The organism is Amycolatopsis sp. NPDC041971, assembly GCF_055588925.1.
On the sequence record NZ_JBVJCE010000006.1, the window covers coordinates 179,072 to 197,738 of the forward strand.

The window sequence follows — 18,667 nt, forward strand, 5'->3', positions numbered from 1 at the left end:
CACAAGAACGACCCATAACCCAACCAGACAACTACGGACATTCGAGCGAAGGCCCACAGGCAATCCGGCACTTCATCCCCTTGAGACCACCGTGCAGACAAGCGGCTCCCCCGCAGGCTGCCTCGACCAAGTGCGGCAAGCCACCCTCGACATCGTCAACCGGCCGGTGTCACAACACCGACGGGCTCGCGGAACCCGAACTGTTCGGAAACGATCGCTGCGCCGGGTATGCCAGAATAGGCAGATCCTGGTTCGGCTCGTGTTCAGCGGCGATCCTGAGGAATCTGGCTATCGAAGATGACCGGCTCCCTGAGCGCCAGAGCGCCAGGGTCCGGTACGGCGTCACATCACCGACCGGCCGGTAGACGATGTCCGGGCGGACGTTCACGGCGGCCAGAGAGGTGGGCACGAGTGCCACGGCCCGCCCGAGGGAGACTACGTCCAGAAGTTGCGCGGTGTCGCGCACGACCGGCCCGTCAGACCGGCGCTCGGGATGGCCCAGCCAGTTGCCGTGGTCGACGATCCGCGAATCCGCCCATCGCGGAGCGGGCTCGGCGATCAGATCGGCGACGCTGAGCACGTCGCGACCGGCGAGCTCGTGATCGGCGGCGAGCGCGGCGACGCGCGGTTCGGTCGTCAGGAGTTCGGTCTCGAGGCCGTCGCCGTCCACGCAGGCGGCGATCGCCAGGTCGGCCCGTCCGTCACGGACCAGCTCGGCCTGTTCACCGAACCCGCTCACCACCACGCGGATCTCCGCCGCGGCCGGATCCTCCCGGAAACGTTCGCGGACGCGGTGCAGCAGCCGGGTGGCCACTCCGGGTTTGGCGGTCACCACGAGCGCATTCCCTTCCCGGCGCGTCCGGCGGACGGCGACGTCCAAAGCGGCGAGGACCTTGGCCGACTCGGCGAAAAGTGTCTCCCCGGCGGGCGTAAGCGCCAGCCGCCGCCCAGTGCGGTCGAAGAGTTCCGCGCCGATCCGGCGTTCAAGCCCACGGATGGCCCGCGACAGCGGCGGTTGCGCGATACCGAGACGACTGGCCGCGCGGGTGATGTTCAGGTCTTCGGCGACGGCGCGGAAATAGCGCAGTTCGCGGATCTCCGGCTCCGGCATACCGCCAGGGTAGGCCCGGCACACCAGATCGGTGCTTCTGTTCGGGCGCGAGGTCGGCTGAGGTGGTGGCATGCACCCCCACGAAGTCGCACTCGTCACCGGCGGCGGCAAAGGCATCGGCAAGGAGATCGTCCGGCGACTGGCCGCGCGCGGCCTCACCGTCTACTGCGGCGCGCGAAATCCAGAACGGGGTTGCCCGGACGGACCGGGCATTCGGTCCGTCCGGCTCGACGTCACCGACGAAGCGTCCGTGGCGGCGGCGGTCGAGACGATCGAGGCCGAGACCGGCAGACTGGACGTCCTGGTCAACAACGCCGGCATCACCAGCGAATGGGGTCTCCGCACCACTGACTTCACGGCCGCGCACCTGCGCGAAGTGTATGAGGTCAACGTTTTCGGTGTCGTCACGATGATCTCGGCCTGCTTTGCCTTGCTCCGCCGCTCCCCCAACCCGCGCGTGGTCAACCTGTCGAGTGGGCTCGCGTCTCTCACCATGCTGAGCGATCCGGAGATTTCCCTGCCCACCGAAGGATTCCTCGCCTACAGCTCGTCCAAGGCCGCACTCAACGCCTTGACCCTGCTCTACGCCGAAACCCTCCGCGCCGACGGCATCAAGGTCAACGCCGTCAGCCCCGGCATGGTGCCGACCGACCAGAACGCCGGGGCCCCTTTCCCGCGCGGGCACCGCACCGTAGCCGAGGGTGCGGCCGTTCCGGTCCTGCTCGCGACGATCCCCGAGGACGGCCCGTCCGGTGTCTTCCGCGGCCCGGATTCCTTCGATGAGGTCATCCCCTGGTGAACCCGGGTTCAGCGACGATGCGGCACTGCTCGATCTCGGTGTCCCCGCTGCCCAGGAAACCATTCACGAACAGATCACCGGAATCTTCAGGGGAGCGGCGTCTTCGGCAGCCACGGACCCGCCAAATGCGTGGCTCCGGCGACCAAGGTCCGGAGCCACGCACCTGCCCATGTCCGTGCACCGGCGCACGGGGGTCGAGTTCGGCGCGCCTACTGCGAAGCCATCCGTTCGCGGAGGCTGCGCGGGCGCATGTCGGTCCAGACCTCGTCGACGTGGTCCATGCACTCCTGACGGCTGCCCCGGTGTCCCGTGGCGTGCCAGCCCGCCGGGATCTCCTTGTCCGACGGCCAGAGGGAGTACTGTTCTTCGTCGTTGATCAGGACCTGGTAGGTGTTTTCGTCAGCCATTCGAATTTCCTTTCGTATCCAGCATTTCCGTTTTCTCGGGCAGGTCTGCGGTGGTCTCGTCGACACGCCGGGGGAACCGGCGCAGCGTCGGGTTGAACGTGGCCAGAAGGGTGACCGCGGCGATCGCGCCCGCGCAGACGAGCACGGCGGTGCCGCCCGGCAGCGCGTCGACCAGCCAGCCGCCGAGCGCGGGGCCCGCCGCGGCGGCCAGGCCGCCGGTCACGCCCATCACGCCGCCGAGCCGCCCGCGCAGCGCGTCGGGGGTGAGCAGCAGCTGGTAGGTGCTGATGGTGGTGTTGGCGGCGGGCGGGAGGAACGCCATCGCCGCGAACAGCAAGCCCATCAGGTATCCGTTGTGGACGAACACCGCCAGCGGGGTGAGCACGGTCAGTGCCCAGAACACGCTGATGATCATCACGTACGGACTGAGCTTGCGGTGCAGGTACGGCGCGGCCAGCGCGCCGAGGATGCCGCCGCCGCCGAGCATCGCGGCCATCACACCGATCTCGCCCGCCGGGACGCCGCGCGAGTCCGCCAGCACGATGATCACGAGGTAATACGCGCTGAAGAACAGGTTCAGGCAGATCGCGCACACCGCGGTGATCCGCACGTGCGGCTGGCGCCACACCCAGCGCAGCCCCGCGACGATCTCCCGGCCGAGATGCGGGGTCGCCGTGCGGTGTTCGACCGGCTTCGGCGGCAGCCGCACGAACAGCAGGGCGGCGAAGGCGACCACGTGGGCGATGACGTCGAAGACGAACGGCACCATCCGGCCCAGGGCGAACAGGAACCCGCCGAGCGCCGTGCCGGACAGCTGCCCGGCGCTCGACCGTGCCGCGTTCATCGCCACCGCCGACGGCACCTGATCCACGGTGACCAGACGGGGCAGGCTCGCCTCCTCGGCGGGTTCGAACAGCGCCCGGCACAGCCCCATCACCGCGGCGACGGCGATCATCATCGCCACATTCGCCACACCCCACCACAGTGCCGCGACCAGAGCGGCGGCCGCGAGGCCCTGCACGGCCTCGCAGGCCAGCATGATCTTCTTGCGGTTCCAGCGATCCACCAGCGCCCCGGCGGGCAGCCCGGCGGTGAGCTGGGCGATCGCGACCGCGCCGAGCACCAGACCGGACTGCGCCGCCGAGCCGGTCACGGCCAGCACCAGCAGCGGGAAGGCGATCATCGACGTGCTGAAACCGGCCTCCGAGATGACCTGGCCGCCCCACAACAGGCGGTAGTCGCGGTTGCGCGACAGCAGCGAGGTCATGTTCGCTCACCCCGGCAGTCTCGGGCCATCCTGCGCAGGGCCGTGGCGAAGTCCGTGGCGACCGACTCCACCGTCGCCCGGTCGTGCCGGTCCGGGCGGTGGAACCAGGAGAACTCGAGCCGTCCCTCCTGGACGCCGCCGACCACCTCCAGCAGATGACCGCCCGGGTCCGCCGGATCCTGCTCGCGGCCGATCGGCGCGTGCGATGCCCGGTAGAGTCCGGTTCCGGCGGCGGTGTCGTCGCCCTGCCCGAGGTAGTTGAACGAGATCTGCGGGGAGCGCCCGCCGAGCTCGGGGAATCTCCGCTGGCGGAGCGCGCCGAAGCCGAAGCCGTTGCCGGGCACCGCCCGCAGTTGCCTGCGCACGGACTTCACCAGGTCACGCCAGCGCGGCTCGTCCGCGGTGGTGACTTCGAGCGCCAGCGGGAACAGCGTGGTGAACCAGCCGACCGTGCGGGTGAGGTCGACGTCGTCGAAGATCTCCTCCCGGCCGTGGCCCTCCAGGTCCACCGCGACCTGCTCCTCGCCCGTCCACCGCGCCAGCGCCCAGGCCAGCGCCGCGAGCAGGACGTCATTGATGCGGGTGCGATAGGCGCCCGGGGCGAGGTGCAGCAGCGCGTCGGTGTCGTCGGCGTCGAGCCGGACGGTCACCGACTCCGCCGGAGTGCCGGGGACCGACGTCGCCCGGTCGACGGGCAGATCGCGGGCAGGCAGCGCCCGCGACCAGTGGTCGCGCTCGTGGTCGAGCCCGCCGCCGTCGACGAACTCCCGCAGCCGGCGCGACCAGTCCCGGAACGACGTCGTCTTCGCGCCGAGGTCGACGGGTTCGCCGTCGGCCGTCTGCCGGTAGGCCCGTTCGAGGTCTTCCAGCAGGATCCGCCACGACACCGCGTCGATCACCAGGTGGTGCGCGGTGAGGAACAGCAGCGGCCCCGGCTCGCGGGCGAACAGCACGGCCTTGAGCAGCGGGGGCGCGGACAGGTCGAATCCGGCGTGCGCCTCGTCGGCGACCTCCTCCATCCGCGCTCGCTGTTCGCCTTCGTCCACTGTGGACACGGTCTCGATCCGCAGCGCCGGTGCCGAGCCGACGGGATCGTTGTGCTGCCGCCATTCCCCTTCGACGCGTTCGAAACGCATCCGCAGCGCGTCGTGGTGTGCGACGACGGCGTCGAGCGCCTGTCGCAGCACCTCCGGATCCACCACCGGATCCAGTTCGACGAGGACGGACTGGTTGAAGTGGTGCGGGTTGGCGGTGTGCACGCCGAAGAACCACCGCTGGATCGGGGTCAGCGGTACGTCCCCGGCGACGGCCTCCCGCTCGTCCGGTTCGGCTTCGACGGGGGTGACGACCTTCGCCAGTTCCGCGACGGTCCGGTGCCTGAACAACGCCTTCGACGTCATCCGCCAGCCCGCCTGACGGGCGCGGTGCACCACCTGGATGCTGAGGATGGAGTCACCACCCAGCTCGAAGAACCCGTCGTGGGCGCCGACCCGGTCGAGGCCGAGGACTTCCGCCCAGATCTCGGCGAGCGCCCGTTCCACCGGCCCTTGTGGCTCCGTGAACGTCGCCGCCGCCACCGGCGCGGCCGGCTCGGGCAGTGCCTTGCGGTCCAGTTTTCCGTTGCGGTTCAACGGAAGCACGTCGAGCGGCACGAACGCCGAAGGGATCATGTACTCGGGCAGCGAACGGCCGAGGAACTCCCGCAGCGTGTCCACGTCCGGGGCAACCGCCGCGGGCACCAGATAGGCGACCAAACGCGGTTGCCCGTCGTCCCTGCGGGCCATGACGACGGCTTCGGTGACGTCGGGATGGCTCCGCAGCACGGCTTCGACCTCTCCCGGCTCGATCCGGAAACCCCGGATCTTGACCTGATCGTCGACGCGCCCGAGGCACACCAGTTCGCCGTCGTGCTGCCGGATCACGACGTCGCCGGTGCGGTACATCCGCTCCCCCGGCTCGCCGAACGGGCACGCGATGAACCCGGCCGTGGTCAGCCCCGGCAGCCCGAAGTACCCGCGCGCCAGTCCGTCGCCCGCCACATACAGCTCCCCGGCGATCCCGGCCGGGACCGGGTTCAGCCGGGCGTCGAGCACGTACAGCCGCGTGTTCCAGATCGGGTGCCCGATCGGAACCGCGCCCGCGGCCAGTTCCTGTCCCGGCCCGACGCGGTACTCCATGCAGCCGACGGTGGTTTCGGTCGGGCCGTACTCGTTGATCACCACCACGCCGGGGTGATCCGCGCGCCAGGCGTCGGCCACCGAGCCGAGAAGCTGGTCCCCGCCGACCACGAACTCATCGGTCGGCGACAGATCGTCGTCGTCCATGACGTCGAGGAGCGGCAGGTGGCCCGGTGTGGCCTTGAGGAAGGTGGGCGGCTCCTGTGCCGGAGTGCCCGCCACCCGGATCCGGCCGCCCGCGAGCAGTGGGCCGTAGAGCGTGGTCACCGTGAGGTCGAAGGAGACCGACGAGTGCAGCACTGCCGTTCCGCTCAGGCTGGGGTACGTCTCGGCCGCCCAGTGGAGGAAGTTCAGCAACCCGCCGTGGGTGGTGATCACGCCCTTGGGTTTGCCGGTCGACCCGGAGGTGTAGATCACGTAGGCGGGGTGGTCGGGCAAGGGCCGCACTCCGGGGTCTGTCTCCGGCCACCCCGCGGTGTCCAGTACCGCTTCCCTGTCGTCGAGCACCGTCAACGGGCGGGAATCGCCGAGCACGGCGGAAATCCGTTCCGGTGGGTACATCGGGTCGATCGGGACGTAGGCGGCACCGGATTTGAGCACGGCGAGCAACGCCACCAGCAGTTCCGCCGAGTTCGGCAGGACGATCCCGATCCGGTGTTCCGGTCCGGCCCCGGCCGCGATCAGCCGGTGGGCCAGCCGGTTGGCGTGCCGCTCCAGTTCGGCGTAGGTGAAGGTGACGCCGGCGTCGGCGACCGCGGGCGCGTCCGGGGTCCGCTCGGCCTGTGCCCGCACCAGTTCCGGCAGCGTGGCCGCGCCCAGCGGCCGTGCGGTGTCGTTCAGCGTGTGCAGGAGATGATGCCGTTCACCGGTGGTCAGCAGCGGCAGTTCGCCGAGCGGGCGGTCCGGGGCGGCGGTGACGCCTTCGAGGATGAGCCGCAGCCAGCCGGTCAGCCGTTGGATGGTGGCCGGGTCGAACAGGTCGGTGTTGTAGTTGACGGCGCCGCGCAGGCCGCCGTCGTATTCCTCGAACTGCACGAGCAGATCGAACGCCGCCGTCGCCGAGGGCAGCGCGATCTCCTCGGCGGCCAGCGCGCCACCGGCGGGCACTGGGTCGCCGGTGTTCTGCAAGGACACCATCGCCTGGAACAGCGGTGTACGGCTGACGTCGCGTTCCGGCTGCACGGCGTCCACGACCCGCTCGAACGGCACGTCCTGGTGGGCGAAGGCGCCGAGGACGGTCTCCCGGACCGACGTCAGCAACTCACGAAACGTCGTCTCGGCGTCCACTGTGGACCGCAACACCAGGGTGTTGACGAAGAAACCGATCAGCCGTTCCAGTTCCGGCCGCTCCCGGCCGGACGTCACCGTGCCCACCGCGACGTCGTCCTGCCCCGACCACCGGCCCAGCAGCACCTGGCAGGCGGCGACCAGCGTCATGAACAGCGTGCCGTCCTGGCCTCTGGCGAGACTCTTGAGCGCGGTGACCAGTCCGGGCGGGACGTCGAAGGCGTACCAGTCGCCGTTCGTGGTGCGCACCGCGGGCCGGGGCCGGTCGGTGGGCGGTTCCAGCGGTGGCACGCCGTCGAGCCGGTCGCGCCAGTAGCCGAGCTGATCCGCCAGCAGTTCACCTTCGACGACTTGCCGCTGCCACACGGCGAAGTCGGCGTACTGGATCGGCAAGTCCGGCAGCTCCGGCTCCGCGCCGCGGACGAACGCCGTGTAGAGCGCGTCGAGGTCGCCGGCGAGCACGCCGGACGACCAGCCGTCGGTGACGATGTGGTGCAGCGTCAGCGTGAGTACATGCTCGTCCGGCGCCAGCCGGAGCAGCCTTGCCCGCAGCAGCGGGCCCGTCCGCAGGTCGAACGGTTGTCGCACCTCGCGTTCCAGCGTCTGCGCCAGCGCGGCCGAGCGGTCCTGTTCGGACAGTGCACTGAGGTCGTCCAGCGGCAGTTCCACCGCGTACGGCGCGCCGACGAGTTGGACACCGTGTCCGCTGTCCGCGTCGAACGTCGTCCGCAGTGCTTCGTGCCGGGCGACCAAGGCGGTCAGCGCGTCGGTGAGCGCCGCGACGTCGAGTTCCCCGCGTAGCCGCAGCGCCGTCGGCGAGACGTACTCCGTGCTGCCCGGTTCGTACTCGTCGAGGAACCACAGGCGCTGCTGTGCGAACGACAGCGGCAGCGGGCCGTCGCGGTCGGTCACCGGGATGGCCCGGCCTGCCGGCCCTCGATCGGCCACCGCGGCGGCGAACCGGCCCAGGACCGGGTCGGAGAACAACGCGCGCGGGGACACGTCCGCGTCGAACGCGGTTCGCACTCGCGACACGATCCGCATGCTGAGGAGGGAGTCGCCGCCCAGTTCGAAGAAGTTGTCCTCGACGCCGACCCGCTCCACACCGAGCACGTCGGACCAGATCTCGGCCAGCGTGCGCTCGACGGAGGTCCGCGGTGCCACGTACGTCCTGCCGGTGCCGTTGCTTTCCGGTGCGGGAAGCGCACGCCGGTCGACCTTGCCGTTGCGGGTCAACGGCAGCCGGTCGAGCACCACGAAGGCGGACGGGACGAGGTGACCGGGCACGATGCGGCGCAGCCAGGCCCGCAGTTCGGTGACGTCGGGTGCGTCGGCGCCGGGCACGACGTAGGCGGCCAGCCGCCGATCCCCGGGCTCGTCTTCGCGGGCGATGACGACGGCCTCGGTCACGGCGGGGTGCCCGAGGAGGGCGGCTTCGATCTCGCCCGGTTCCACCCGGAAGCCGCGGATCTTGACCTGTTCGTCGACCCGGCCCAGGTAGTCCAGCTCCCCGCCGGTCGTCCAGCGGGCACGGTCGCCCGTCCGGTAAAGCCGTTCGCCGGGCCCGCCGAACGGGTCCGCGACGAAGCGGTCGGCGGTGAGGCCCGGTCGGCCGAGGTAACCCCGGGCGAGCTGGACCCCGGCGAGGTACAACTCACCGGGCACACCGGCCGGAACCGGTGAGAGCGACGGGTCCAGTACGTAGGCCCGTACGTTTCCTCCCGGCCGCCCGATCAGCGGCTTGTCCCCGTGCACGCGGCGGAACACCGAGTCCACCGTGACCTCGGTGGGGCCGTAGTAGTTGTAGACGGCCGTGCCGGGTATGCCCGCCAGGTCACGCCACAACGCCTCGCCGATCGCCTCGCCACCGACCATCAGGGTGCCGGGCCGGTGCGCACCGGCCAGCAGCCCGTCGGCCAGCAATTGCTGGAGGTAGGACGGCGTGAGGTCGAGGAAATCGATCCGCCGCTCGTCGACGTAGCGGGCGACGGCGCGCGGATCGACCCGGGTGTCGTCGTCGAGGACGTGCAGCTCGTGTCCGTCCACAAGGAACAGCAGGCCGTCCCACGAGGTGTCGAAGGAGAACGCCGCGGTCAGCGCCGCGCGCATCCGGGTCTCGGCGGCGTCGGCCAGGTAGACGCGGCGGTGGTCGGCCAGCAGGTTCAGCAGAGCGCGGTGCTCGACGACCACGCCTTTGGGCAGTCCGGTCGACCCGGACGTGTAGATGACGTACGCGGCGTGGTCCGCCTCTGCGCCGGGGAGCTCACCTGGTGAGGGCCGGTCGCACCATGCGCGGACCTGGGCCGGGTCGTCGAGTACGACAGCCGGGTTCGCGTCCCGCAGCAGCCACTCGAACCGCGAGGCGGGCAGGTCCGGGTCCACCGGCAAGTACACCGCGCCTGCCTTGAAGATGGCGAGGATCGCGATGACGGACTCGACGGAGCGGGGCAGCGCCACCGCGACCACCCGCTCCGGACCGGCGCCCTGCGCGATCAGGTGGCCTGCCAGCCGATCCGATCGCTCGTCCAGCTCCGCGAAGTCCAGGACGGTGTCCCGGAAGACCAGCGCGGTTTCCTGCGGGGTGCGGGCCACGTGGGCGCGGAACACGTCCAGCACCGTTCCCCCGGGTACGTCGAGCGCGGTGTCGTTCCAGCCCACCAGCAGCTGACGGCGCTCCGCGTCGCCGAGCGGGGACAATTCGGTGACGCGGCTGTCCGGTTCCTCGGCGATCCGCCGGACCAGCCTGGCCAAGTGCTCGGCCAGCCGTTCGGCCGTCGCCGCGTCGAACAGCCGCGGGTCGTAGGACAGCTCCAACCCGAGCCGTTCGTGCAGGTACGCGGTCAGGTTCAGGGGAAAGCTCGTGGTGTCGAGCGAGTCGACGTCCCGGACCACGACGCCGTCGCCGCCCGCCGCGTCGTCGATCGGGTAGTTCTCGAAGACGACCACGCTGTCGAACAGGCCGGTCCCCGCCGGCACGTCGGTCAGCGCCTGCAACTGCGCCAGGGACAGGAAGTCGAACCGCCGCGAGTCCACCTGCTCCGCCTGCGCCTCACGCAACCAGGACGCCACGGTCTGTCCACTTCGGACCCGCATGCGCGTGGGCACGGTGTTGATGAACATGCCGATCATCGACTCGACCCCGGGCAGTTCGGCCGGACGCCCGGACACGGTGGTACCGAACAGCACGTCCTGCTCGCCGCTGTAGTGCGCCAGCAGCAACGCCCAGGCGCCCTGCACCACGGTGTTGACCGTCAGCGCCGCGTGCTTCGCCATGGTGTGCAGCCGCCGTGACTCCTCGGGTGAGAGTTCGAGCAACACCGTTTCGCCCGATTCGGCGCGGTGGGCCTCGACCGGCGGCCGGTCGTACGGCAACGGCGTGGGTGCCTCGACACCGGCGAGGACGTGACGCCAGTAGCGTTCGGCCTCCTGGACGTCCTGCTCGGCCAGCCAGCCGAGGTAGTCGCGGAACGGGCGCCGGGACGGCACTCCGGGCCGCCGCCCGTCGATGAGGGCCGCGTACCGCTCGCACACCTCGCCGAAGGCCTGCGCGGCGCTCCAGCCGTCGAGCAGGACGTGGTGCGAGGTCCACACGCACTGGACCTCGCCGTCGGTCAACCGGGCGATCGCCAGGCGCATCAGCGGCGCGGTCGTCAGGTCCATGCCCGCGGCGAGGTCGTCCGCCAGCAGGTCCGCCAAAGCGGCCTGCTGGTCCTCTTCGGACAGTCCCCGCCAGTCGAGTTGCCGGACCGGCACCGGAACGTGGCGCCGAACCACCTGCAACGGCTCGTCGACGCCCTCCCACACCACGCAACTGCGCAGGATCGGCGTCCGGTCGACGAGCTGCTGCCAGGCTTCGCCGAACAAGGCGGGCTCGGCGACACCGGAGAGCCGGAGCCGGAACTGGTCGAAGTACGCCGTCGAACCGGCGTCGACAAGGCTGTGGAAGACCATGCCGGCCTGCAGCGGGGTCAGCGGGTAGACGTCCTCGACGTCTCTGCCGTCGCCGGTGATCCGGTCCACTTGGGACTGGTCGAGCCGGGCCAGCGGGAAGTCCGAGGGCGTGCGGCCTCCGGCGTCCGGCAGGACGCAGTGCGCGACGATCTCCCGCAGGGCTTCGACCGTGCCCTCGGCCAGCCGCCGGACCGTGGCCTCGTCGTGCAGGTCGGCGGAGTACTCCCAGGACAGCCGTAGCCGTCCGTCCTCGACGACGCCGATGACGTCCAGCAGGTATGTCCGCGGGCTCGCCTCGGCGAGGTCCCGGCCGAGCGACTCGTGCCGCTCCTGGTAGAGGCTCTCGCCGGACGGCGCGACATCCCACTGCCCGTGGTAGTTGAACGAGATCCGGGGCGCCGGATCGTCCCTCAGCAGGTTCGCCGAGGTTTCTTCGCGGCCGAGATAGCGGAGTGCGTCGTAGCCGACGCCCTTGTTCGGCACCGCGCGCACTTGTTCCTTGACCGACTTCAGCTCCTCACCCCAGCCCGCGGCGGGGCGCAGGTTCAGCGCGACCGGGAACTGGGCGGTGAACCAGCCGATCGTGCGGGACAGGTCGAGCCCGTCGACGATCTCCTCGCGGCCGTGGCCCTCCACCGCGATCACCACGCGGTCGCGGCCGGTCCACCCGGCCAGCACCCGGCCGAGCGCCGCCAGCAGGACGTCGTTGACCTGCGTCCGGTACACCGAGGGCACGTCGTGCAACAGCGCCGCCGTTTCGGCCCGGCCGAGGCTCGCCGAGACCGTGCGCGCCGAACCCGCCTCGTTGCGGCCCGTCCGGTCCACCGGCAGGTCCGGATCCGCACCGCTGAACACGGCCTTCCAGTGCTCGAGGTCCTCGTCGAATCCGCCCGTCCGGACGTGACCGGCCAGCGACCGTGCCCAGGCGGTGTAGGAAGTGCCGACCGGCTCGAGGTCTTCACCCCGGTAGGCGGCCTCGATGTCGGCGAGCAGGACACGCCAGGACACGCCGTCCATGACGAGGTGGTGCACGGTGAAGAACAGCCGGGGCGCCTCCTCACCGGGCACGAACACGATCGCCCGCCACAACGGCCCTTCGGTCAGGTTCAGCGAGCTTTGCGCGGCGAGCGCCGCCGCGTGCATCCCGTCCTCGTCCGCGGTGGGCAGCCGAACGATCTGCGGCGCGTTGTCCTCGTCCGGCGCCGGTTCCTGTACCCACTCACCCGCCACCCGCGAGAACCGCATGCGCAGGGCGTCGTGGTGCGTCACCACCCGGCTGACGGCGTCGGTCAGGCGCGTGAGGTCTACGTCCGCCCGGAGTCCGATGTGGACGGACATGGTGAAGTGTCCGTCGTCGAGGCCGGTTTCGAAGAACCACGACTGGATCGGCCCGAGCGGTGCCGGCCCGGACGGTTCGGCGGGCACCGCCGACTCAGGCACCACCCGCGCCTCGACGATCGAACCCAGCTCGGCCACGGTCTGATGCAGGAAGATGTCCTTCGAGGACAGGGACAACCCCGCCTTACGCGCTTTCGACACGACCTGGATGCTGAGGATCGAGTCGCCGCCGAGGCCGAAGAAGTTGTCCTCCGCGCCGATCTGTTCGACGCCCAGCACCGCCGAGAACACCTGGGCCAGCGCACGCTCGACCGGCGTCCGCGGGGCCACGTACCGGCGGCCCGCCTCCACGTGCCCGTCCGGTGCGGGCAGTGCCCGGCGGTCGAGCTTCCTGTTGGCGTTCAACGGAAGTGCGTCGAGACCGATGAACACCGCGGGCACCATATGCGCAGGCAGGGCGCGGCTGAGGAACTCCCGCAGCACGGTGGTCCCCGGCACCGCGGCGCCCGGCGCCGGGACCAGGTACGCGACCAGCCGCCGGGTGCCGTCCGCCTCGTGGGCCACCACGGCGACCTCGCCAAGGTCCGGATGCGCGGCCAGCACGGCTTCGATCTCGCCGAGCTCGATCCGGAAGCCTCGGATTTTGACCTGCTGGTCGGCGCGGCCCTGGTACTCCAGTTCGCCGTCGTGCCGCCGGATCACCACATCCCCGGTCCGGTACATCCGTTCCCCCGGTGCGCCGAAGGGACACGCGACAAACCCGGCCGCGGTCAGTCCCGGCCGCCCGAAGTACCCACGGGCCAGCCCGGCACCGGCGACGTAGAGCTCGCCCGCGACCCCGGCGGGCACCGGGTTCAGCAGCCCATCGAGCACATAAAGCCGCGTGTTCCAGATCGGATGACCGATCGGAACCGCGCCGTCGAACGGCTCCTGCCCCGGCTCGACCCGGTACTCCATGCAACCGACGGTGGTCTCGGTCGGCCCGTACTCATTCACCACCACCGCGGTCGGATGGTCCGCGCGCCAGCCTTCGGCCACCGGCCCGAGAAGCTGATCGCCGCCGACCACCAGCTCACCCGTCGGCGACAGGTCGTCCTCGTCCAGCGCGCCCAAGAGCGGCAGATGACCCGGGGTGGCCTTGAGGAACGTGGGCGGCCGCGGTGAGGGGCTGCCCTCCACCCGAATGTGGCCGCCGGTGAGCAGGGGGCCGTACAACGTGGTCACCGTGAGGTCGAAGGAGACCGACGAGTGCAGCACAGCGGTGTCGCCCAGGCCCGGATACGCGCCGGCCGCCCAGCGGAGGTAGTTCAGCAGTCCGCCGTGGGTGGTGACCACGCCTTTGGGTCTGCCGGTCGACCCGGACGTGTAGATCACGTACGCGGGCAGGCCTGGCAGCGGCCGCACTCCCGGGTCGGTTTCCGGCAGCCCCGCGGTGTCCAGGACCGCCTCCCGGCTGTCGAGCACCACCAACGGCCCGGAATCGTCAAGCATGAACCGGATACGTTCCGGTGGGTACAGCGGATCGACCGGCACATAAGCAGCACCGGATTTGAGTACGGCCAGCAACGCCACCAACAGTTCGACCGAATTCGGCAGGACGACGGCAACCCGCTGTTCCGGCCCGGCCCCGGCCGCGATAAGCCAGTGAGCCAGCCGATTGGCGTGCCGCTCCAGCTCGCCGTAAGAGAGAGTGACGCCGCCATCGGTGACCGCGGGGGCGTCCGGGGTCCGCCCGGCCTGTGCCCGCACCAGTTCCGGCAGGGTCGCCTCGTCCAGCGGCCGGGTGGTGTCGTTCAGCGTGTGCAGGAGATGGTGCCGCTCACCGGTGGTCAGCAGCAGCAGTTCGCCGAGCGGGCGGTCCGGGGCGGCGGTGACGCCTTCGAGGACGAGCCGCAGCCAACCCGTCAACCGCTCGATCGTGGCGGTGTCGAACAGATCAGTGTTGTAGTTGACCACTCCGTCGAGGCGCCCGGCGACCTCCTGGAACTGGATCATCAGTTCGAAGGTCGCGGTCACCACCGGCGGCGCCAGTTCCTCGACGGCCAGCCCAGGCAGCGCCGGCTTTCCCTCGGGCGTGTTGTGCAGCACCACCATGACCTGGCACAGCGGGGTGCGGCTGGTGTCGCGGTCCGGCTGCAGGTCGTCGACCACGCGGTCGAAGGGGACGTCCTGGTGCGCGAAGGCGTCCAGGGTCAGCTCGCGGACGTCGCGGAGGAACGCGTCGAACGGCCGGGAAAGGTCCACTTCGGACCGCAGCACCAATGTGTTGACGAAGAAGCCGATCAGCCCTTCCAGGTCAGTGCGTTCCCGGCCGGAGGTGACCGTACCGACGGCGACGTCGTCCTGCCCGGACCAGCGGGCGAACAACAGCTGCGCGGCGGCGAGCAGGGTCATGAACAGCGTGCCGTCCTGACGCCGGGAGAGCTCCTTCAGCCGCGCGGTGGTTGTTTCCGGAACGGTGAACTCCAGCAGCGCGCCGTTCTTGGTGCGGACGGCAGGTCGGGGACGGTCGGTGGGCAGCTCCAGCGGCGGGACGTCTTCGAGGCGGTGCCGCCAGTAACCCAGTTGCTCGTCCAGTATCGCCCCGGCCAGGCGTTCGCGTTGCCACACCGCGAAGTCGGCGTACTGCACCGGCAGGTCCGGCAGGCTGACACGCTCACCGCGGACGAAAGCGGTGTACAGCGCGCTCAGCTCGCCCGTGAGTACTCCCGCCGACCAGCCGTCGGTGACGATATGGTGCAGCACCAGCGTGAGCACATGCTCGTCCGGGGCCAGCCGCAGCAGCCGGGTGCGCAGCAGCGGACCGTCGCGCAGATCGAACGGCGCCGTCGACGCTTCGGCCAGTGCGGCGGCCAGTCCGGTAGATCTGTCCTCTTCGGACAGTCCACTGAGGTCGGTGAGCGGCACGCGGACTTCGGACGGCGGATGCACCATCTGGGTTCCGTGCCCGTCGACGGTGTCGAAAGTGGTGCGCAGGGCCTCGTGCCGGGCCACGAGCGCGGTCAGCGCCCGGTCCAGTGCGCCAGTGTCGAGTTCTCCGCGAAGCCGCAACGCCGTCGGCGAGACGTACTCGGTACTGCCCGGTTCGAACTCGTCGAGGAACCACAGTCGCTGCTGGGCGAACGAAAGCGGGGCCGTCAACGCGCCGTTCTCGCGTTCGAGGACCGGAATCGCGAGCTCGCGCCCGGCCGTACTTTCGCCGGGCAGGGCGGCGGCGAGCCGCTCGGGAGTGGGCGCGGTGAACAACAGCCGCGCTGGGACCTCCGCCCCGAGCGCGGCCCGAAGCCGGGACAGGACACGGATGCCGAGGATCGAATCCCCGCCGAGATCGAAGAAGTTGTCCTCGATCCCGATCCGCTCGACACCGAGCACGTCCGCCCAGACGCCGGTCACCAGCCGCTCCACGTCGTCGCGCGGGGCGACATACCGCGCGCGGGCGGCCGAGAAGTCCGGCGTCGGCAGGGCGGCCTGGTCGAGTTTGCCGTGCCGGGTCAGCGGCAGCCGGTCGAGCCGGACGAAGGCCGAGGGCACCAGATAGTCGGGCAGCGACCCGGCCAGGAAACGCCGGAGCTCGCCGAGGTCAGGGCTGCCGCCGCCCGGCACGAAATAGGCCACGAGCCGCTTGCCGTTCCGGTCCTCCCTCGCCACCACGGCGGCTTCGGCGACCGCGGGGTGCCGCAGCAGGGCGGCCTCCACCTCGCCGGGTTCGACGCGGAACCCGCGGATCTTGACCTGCTCGTCGCACCGGCCGCGATAGTCCAGTGCTCCGTCGCCGGTCCAGCGGACAAGGTCGCCGGTGGCGTACATCCGCGTGCCCGGTGCACCGAACGGGTCGGCGACGAACCGGTCCGCGGTCAGCCCCGGACGGCCGAGGTAACCGCGAGCCAGCTGTGCGCCGCCGAGGTAGAGCTGTCCCGGTACTCCGAGCGGTACGGGTGACAGCGTCTCGTCGAGGACGTAGGCGCGGAAGTTGCCCAGAGGCCGGCCGATCAGCGGGCGGTCACCGGACACGGGTGTGCACACGGCGTCGACGGTGGTCTCGGTCGGCCCGTAGTAGTTGTGGGCGGTCGTCCCGGGCAGCTCCGTCAGCTCGCGCCACAGGGTCTCCCCGATCGCCTCACCGCCGAGCATCAGGTGTTTCGGGCGGTGCGGGCCGTCCAGCAGTCCGGCTGGGAGCAACTGCCGCAAATAGGACGGGGTCAGGTCGAGGAAGTCGATCCGGTGCCCGGTGACGTAGCGGGTGAGCGCGTCCGGGTCCAGCCGGGTGTCGTCGTCCACGAGGTGCAGTTCGTGGCCGTCGGCCAGCAGCAGTGGCCCCTCCCAGGACGTGTCGAACGACAATGCCGCCGTGCACGCCACGCGCAGGCGGCCGGTGCCGAAGACCCGCCGGTGGTTGGCCAGCAGGTTCATCAGCGCCCGGTGCTCGACCACGACGCCCTTCGGCTTGCCCGTCGACCCGGACGTGTAGATGACATACGCGGCCTGATCGGGCCGAGGGCCGGTGAGCGTCGCCGTGTGCCCTGTGCACTCGAAGTTCTCGTCCACCACCACGACCGGGTCCGCGTCACGCAACAAGGTCTCGATGCGCTCCGCCGGGAGGCCGGGGTCGACCGGCAGGTACACCGCACCCGCCTTCAGCACGGCGAACAGCGCCACCACGGCCTCGGCCGACCGCGGCAGCAGGACGGCGACGATCCGCTCCGGCCCGGCTCCCCGCCGCACCAGCTCACCGGCGAGTTCGTCGACGCGCCGGATCAGCTCCGCGTAGTCCAGCGACTCGTCCCGGAACGCCAAGGCGGTCTCGTGGGGCGTCGCCGCGGCCTGGGCGTCGAGCAGGTCCACGACGGTCGTGTCCGGTACGTCGATGCCGGTGTCGTTCCACTCGACGAGCATCCGGCGCAGCTCGACGGACGTCGCCAGCGGAAGCTCCGCCAGCGGCCGGTCCGGCCGGGCGGCGACGGCGTCCAGCAGCACCGCCAGATGGGAAATCAGCCTGTCGATGGTGTCCGCGTCGAACAGCGCCGTGCTGTATTCGACCAGTCCGGCGAGCGCACCGTCACGTTCCTCGAACTCGACGGTCAGGTCGAAGTTCGACGACTTCCGCTCGACACCGACGTTTTCGGCCTCGAGCCCGTCGAAGGACGGCTTCGCCCCAGAGGCGCTGTGCAGCAGCACCATCACGTCGAACAGCGGGTTCCGGCTGGGATCGCGGTCCGCGTGCACGGCGTCGACCAGCCGCTCGAAAGGCACGTCGTCATGGGAGAAGGCGTCGAGCACCGTCTCCCGCACTTCGCCCAGCAGCTCGCGGAAGCTCCGCGACAGGTCCACAGTGGACCGCAGCACCACGGTATTGACGAAGAACCCGACCACCCGCTGCAGTTCCGGCCGGTCACGGCCCTGGACGACCGTGCCGAGGGCCACGTCCTCCTGTCCGGCGTAGCGCGCGAACAGCACCTTGCAAGCCGCGAGCACGGTGGTGAACAACGTCGTCTCGCACGACCGTGCCAGCTCGGCCAGCCGCGCAGCGGTCTCCCGCGGCAGGCTGAATTCGCGCACCGCGCCCTCGGTGGTCCGGGTCGCGGGCCGCGGGCGGTCGGTGGGCAGTTCCAGCGGGGCGAGCCCGCCCAACCGGCGTTGCCAGTAGGTGAGCCGTTCCGTGAGCACGTCGTCCGACAGCCGGTTCCGCTGCCAAGCCGCGAAGTCGGCGTACTGCACCGGCTGCGGCGGGAGCACGGCCCGCTCACCGCGGACGCCGGCGTTGTACAGCTCGGCGAGTTCGCCGGTGAGCACGCCCATCGACCAGCCGTCGGTGACGATGTGGTGCACACAGAGCAGCAGGACGTGCTCTTCGGGGCCGGTCCGGGCGACCAGTGCCCGCACCAGCGGCCCGCGCTGCAGATCGAACGGCCGCGAGTACTCCTCGAGCAGCACCCGGTCCAGTGCTTCAACGTCGACGTCCGCCACGGGCAACGGCAGGCCCGCCGGCGGGTGGATGATCTGGACGCCTTCGCCGTCCACCTCGTCGAACGTGGTCCGCAGCGACTCGTGTCGTTCGACGAGCGCGCGCAGGGCTTCGGCCAGGACCGGGATGTCGAGCTTCCCGGTCAGCCGCAAGGCCAGCGCGCTGTTGTACTCGGCGTCTTCCGGGTGGAGCCGGTCGAGGAACCACAGCCGCCGCTGGGCGAACGACAGCGGCAGCGGGCGGTCACGATCGGCGGTGGGGAGCACGTCCGCCCGCCCGGCCGCGCCTGCCATCCTGGTGCGCAGCTTCTCCCGCAGGTCGGCGGGCAGTGCCGCGATTCGGTCGGATCTGGATGACGTCATGGGCGT

Annotated in this window: 5 protein-coding genes; 1 reads left to right on the forward strand and 4 read right to left on the reverse strand. The window is 70.6% G+C overall.

What is annotated here, in order from left to right; translation table 11 throughout:
* Positions 1 to 169: 169 nt before the first annotated feature.
* Complete coding sequence (locus ACZ6DT_RS15380; RefSeq protein WP_465594470.1) at positions 170 to 1,111, reverse strand: LysR family transcriptional regulator; 942 nt, start codon at positions 1,109 to 1,111, stop codon at positions 170 to 172.
* 70 nt (positions 1,112 to 1,181) lie between these two features.
* Here ACZ6DT_RS15380 and ACZ6DT_RS15385 point away from each other — a divergent pair, with 70 nt between their 5' ends.
* On the forward strand, positions 1,182 to 1,910 hold the full coding sequence (locus ACZ6DT_RS15385) for an SDR family NAD(P)-dependent oxidoreductase (RefSeq protein ID WP_465594473.1): 729 nt from the start codon (positions 1,182 to 1,184) through the stop codon (positions 1,908 to 1,910).
* Between the two features lie 209 nt (positions 1,911 to 2,119).
* Here ACZ6DT_RS15385 and ACZ6DT_RS15390 read toward each other — a convergent pair whose 3' ends face one another.
* Genes ACZ6DT_RS15390 through ACZ6DT_RS15400 form a run of 3 tightly spaced genes read right to left on the reverse strand, consistent with a single transcriptional unit; the run spans position 2,120 to position 18,661 of the window.
* Complete coding sequence (locus ACZ6DT_RS15390; RefSeq protein ID WP_465594475.1) at positions 2,120 to 2,317, reverse strand: MbtH family protein; 198 nt, start codon at positions 2,315 to 2,317, stop codon at positions 2,120 to 2,122.
* A complete protein-coding gene (locus tag ACZ6DT_RS15395) occupies positions 2,310 to 3,584 on the reverse strand; it encodes an MFS transporter (protein ID WP_465594478.1) in 1,275 nt (424 codons plus the stop codon). The genes ACZ6DT_RS15390 and ACZ6DT_RS15395 overlap by 8 nt, the downstream gene beginning before the upstream one ends.
* Positions 3,581 to 18,661, reverse strand: a complete 15,081-nt coding sequence (locus tag ACZ6DT_RS15400) for a non-ribosomal peptide synthetase (protein WP_465594481.1) — start codon at positions 18,659 to 18,661, stop codon at positions 3,581 to 3,583. The genes ACZ6DT_RS15395 and ACZ6DT_RS15400 overlap by 4 nt, the downstream gene beginning before the upstream one ends.
* Between the last annotated feature and the right edge of the window lie 6 nt (positions 18,662 to 18,667).

Coding starts and splice junctions, on each gene's coding strand:
- ACZ6DT_RS15380 (WP_465594470.1), bottom strand. CDS start 1,111: ATGCCGGAGCCGGAGATCCGCGAACTGCGCTATTTCCGCGCCGTCGCC.
- ACZ6DT_RS15385 (WP_465594473.1), top strand. CDS start 1,182: ATGCACCCCCACGAAGTCGCACTCGTCACCGGCGGCGGCAAAGGCATC.
- ACZ6DT_RS15390 (WP_465594475.1), bottom strand. CDS start 2,317: ATGGCTGACGAAAACACCTACCAGGTCCTGATCAACGACGAAGAACAG.
- ACZ6DT_RS15395 (WP_465594478.1), bottom strand. CDS start 3,584: ATGACCTCGCTGCTGTCGCGCAACCGCGACTACCGCCTGTTGTGGGGC.
- ACZ6DT_RS15400 (WP_465594481.1), bottom strand. CDS start 18,661: ATGACGTCATCCAGATCCGACCGAATCGCGGCACTGCCCGCCGACCTG.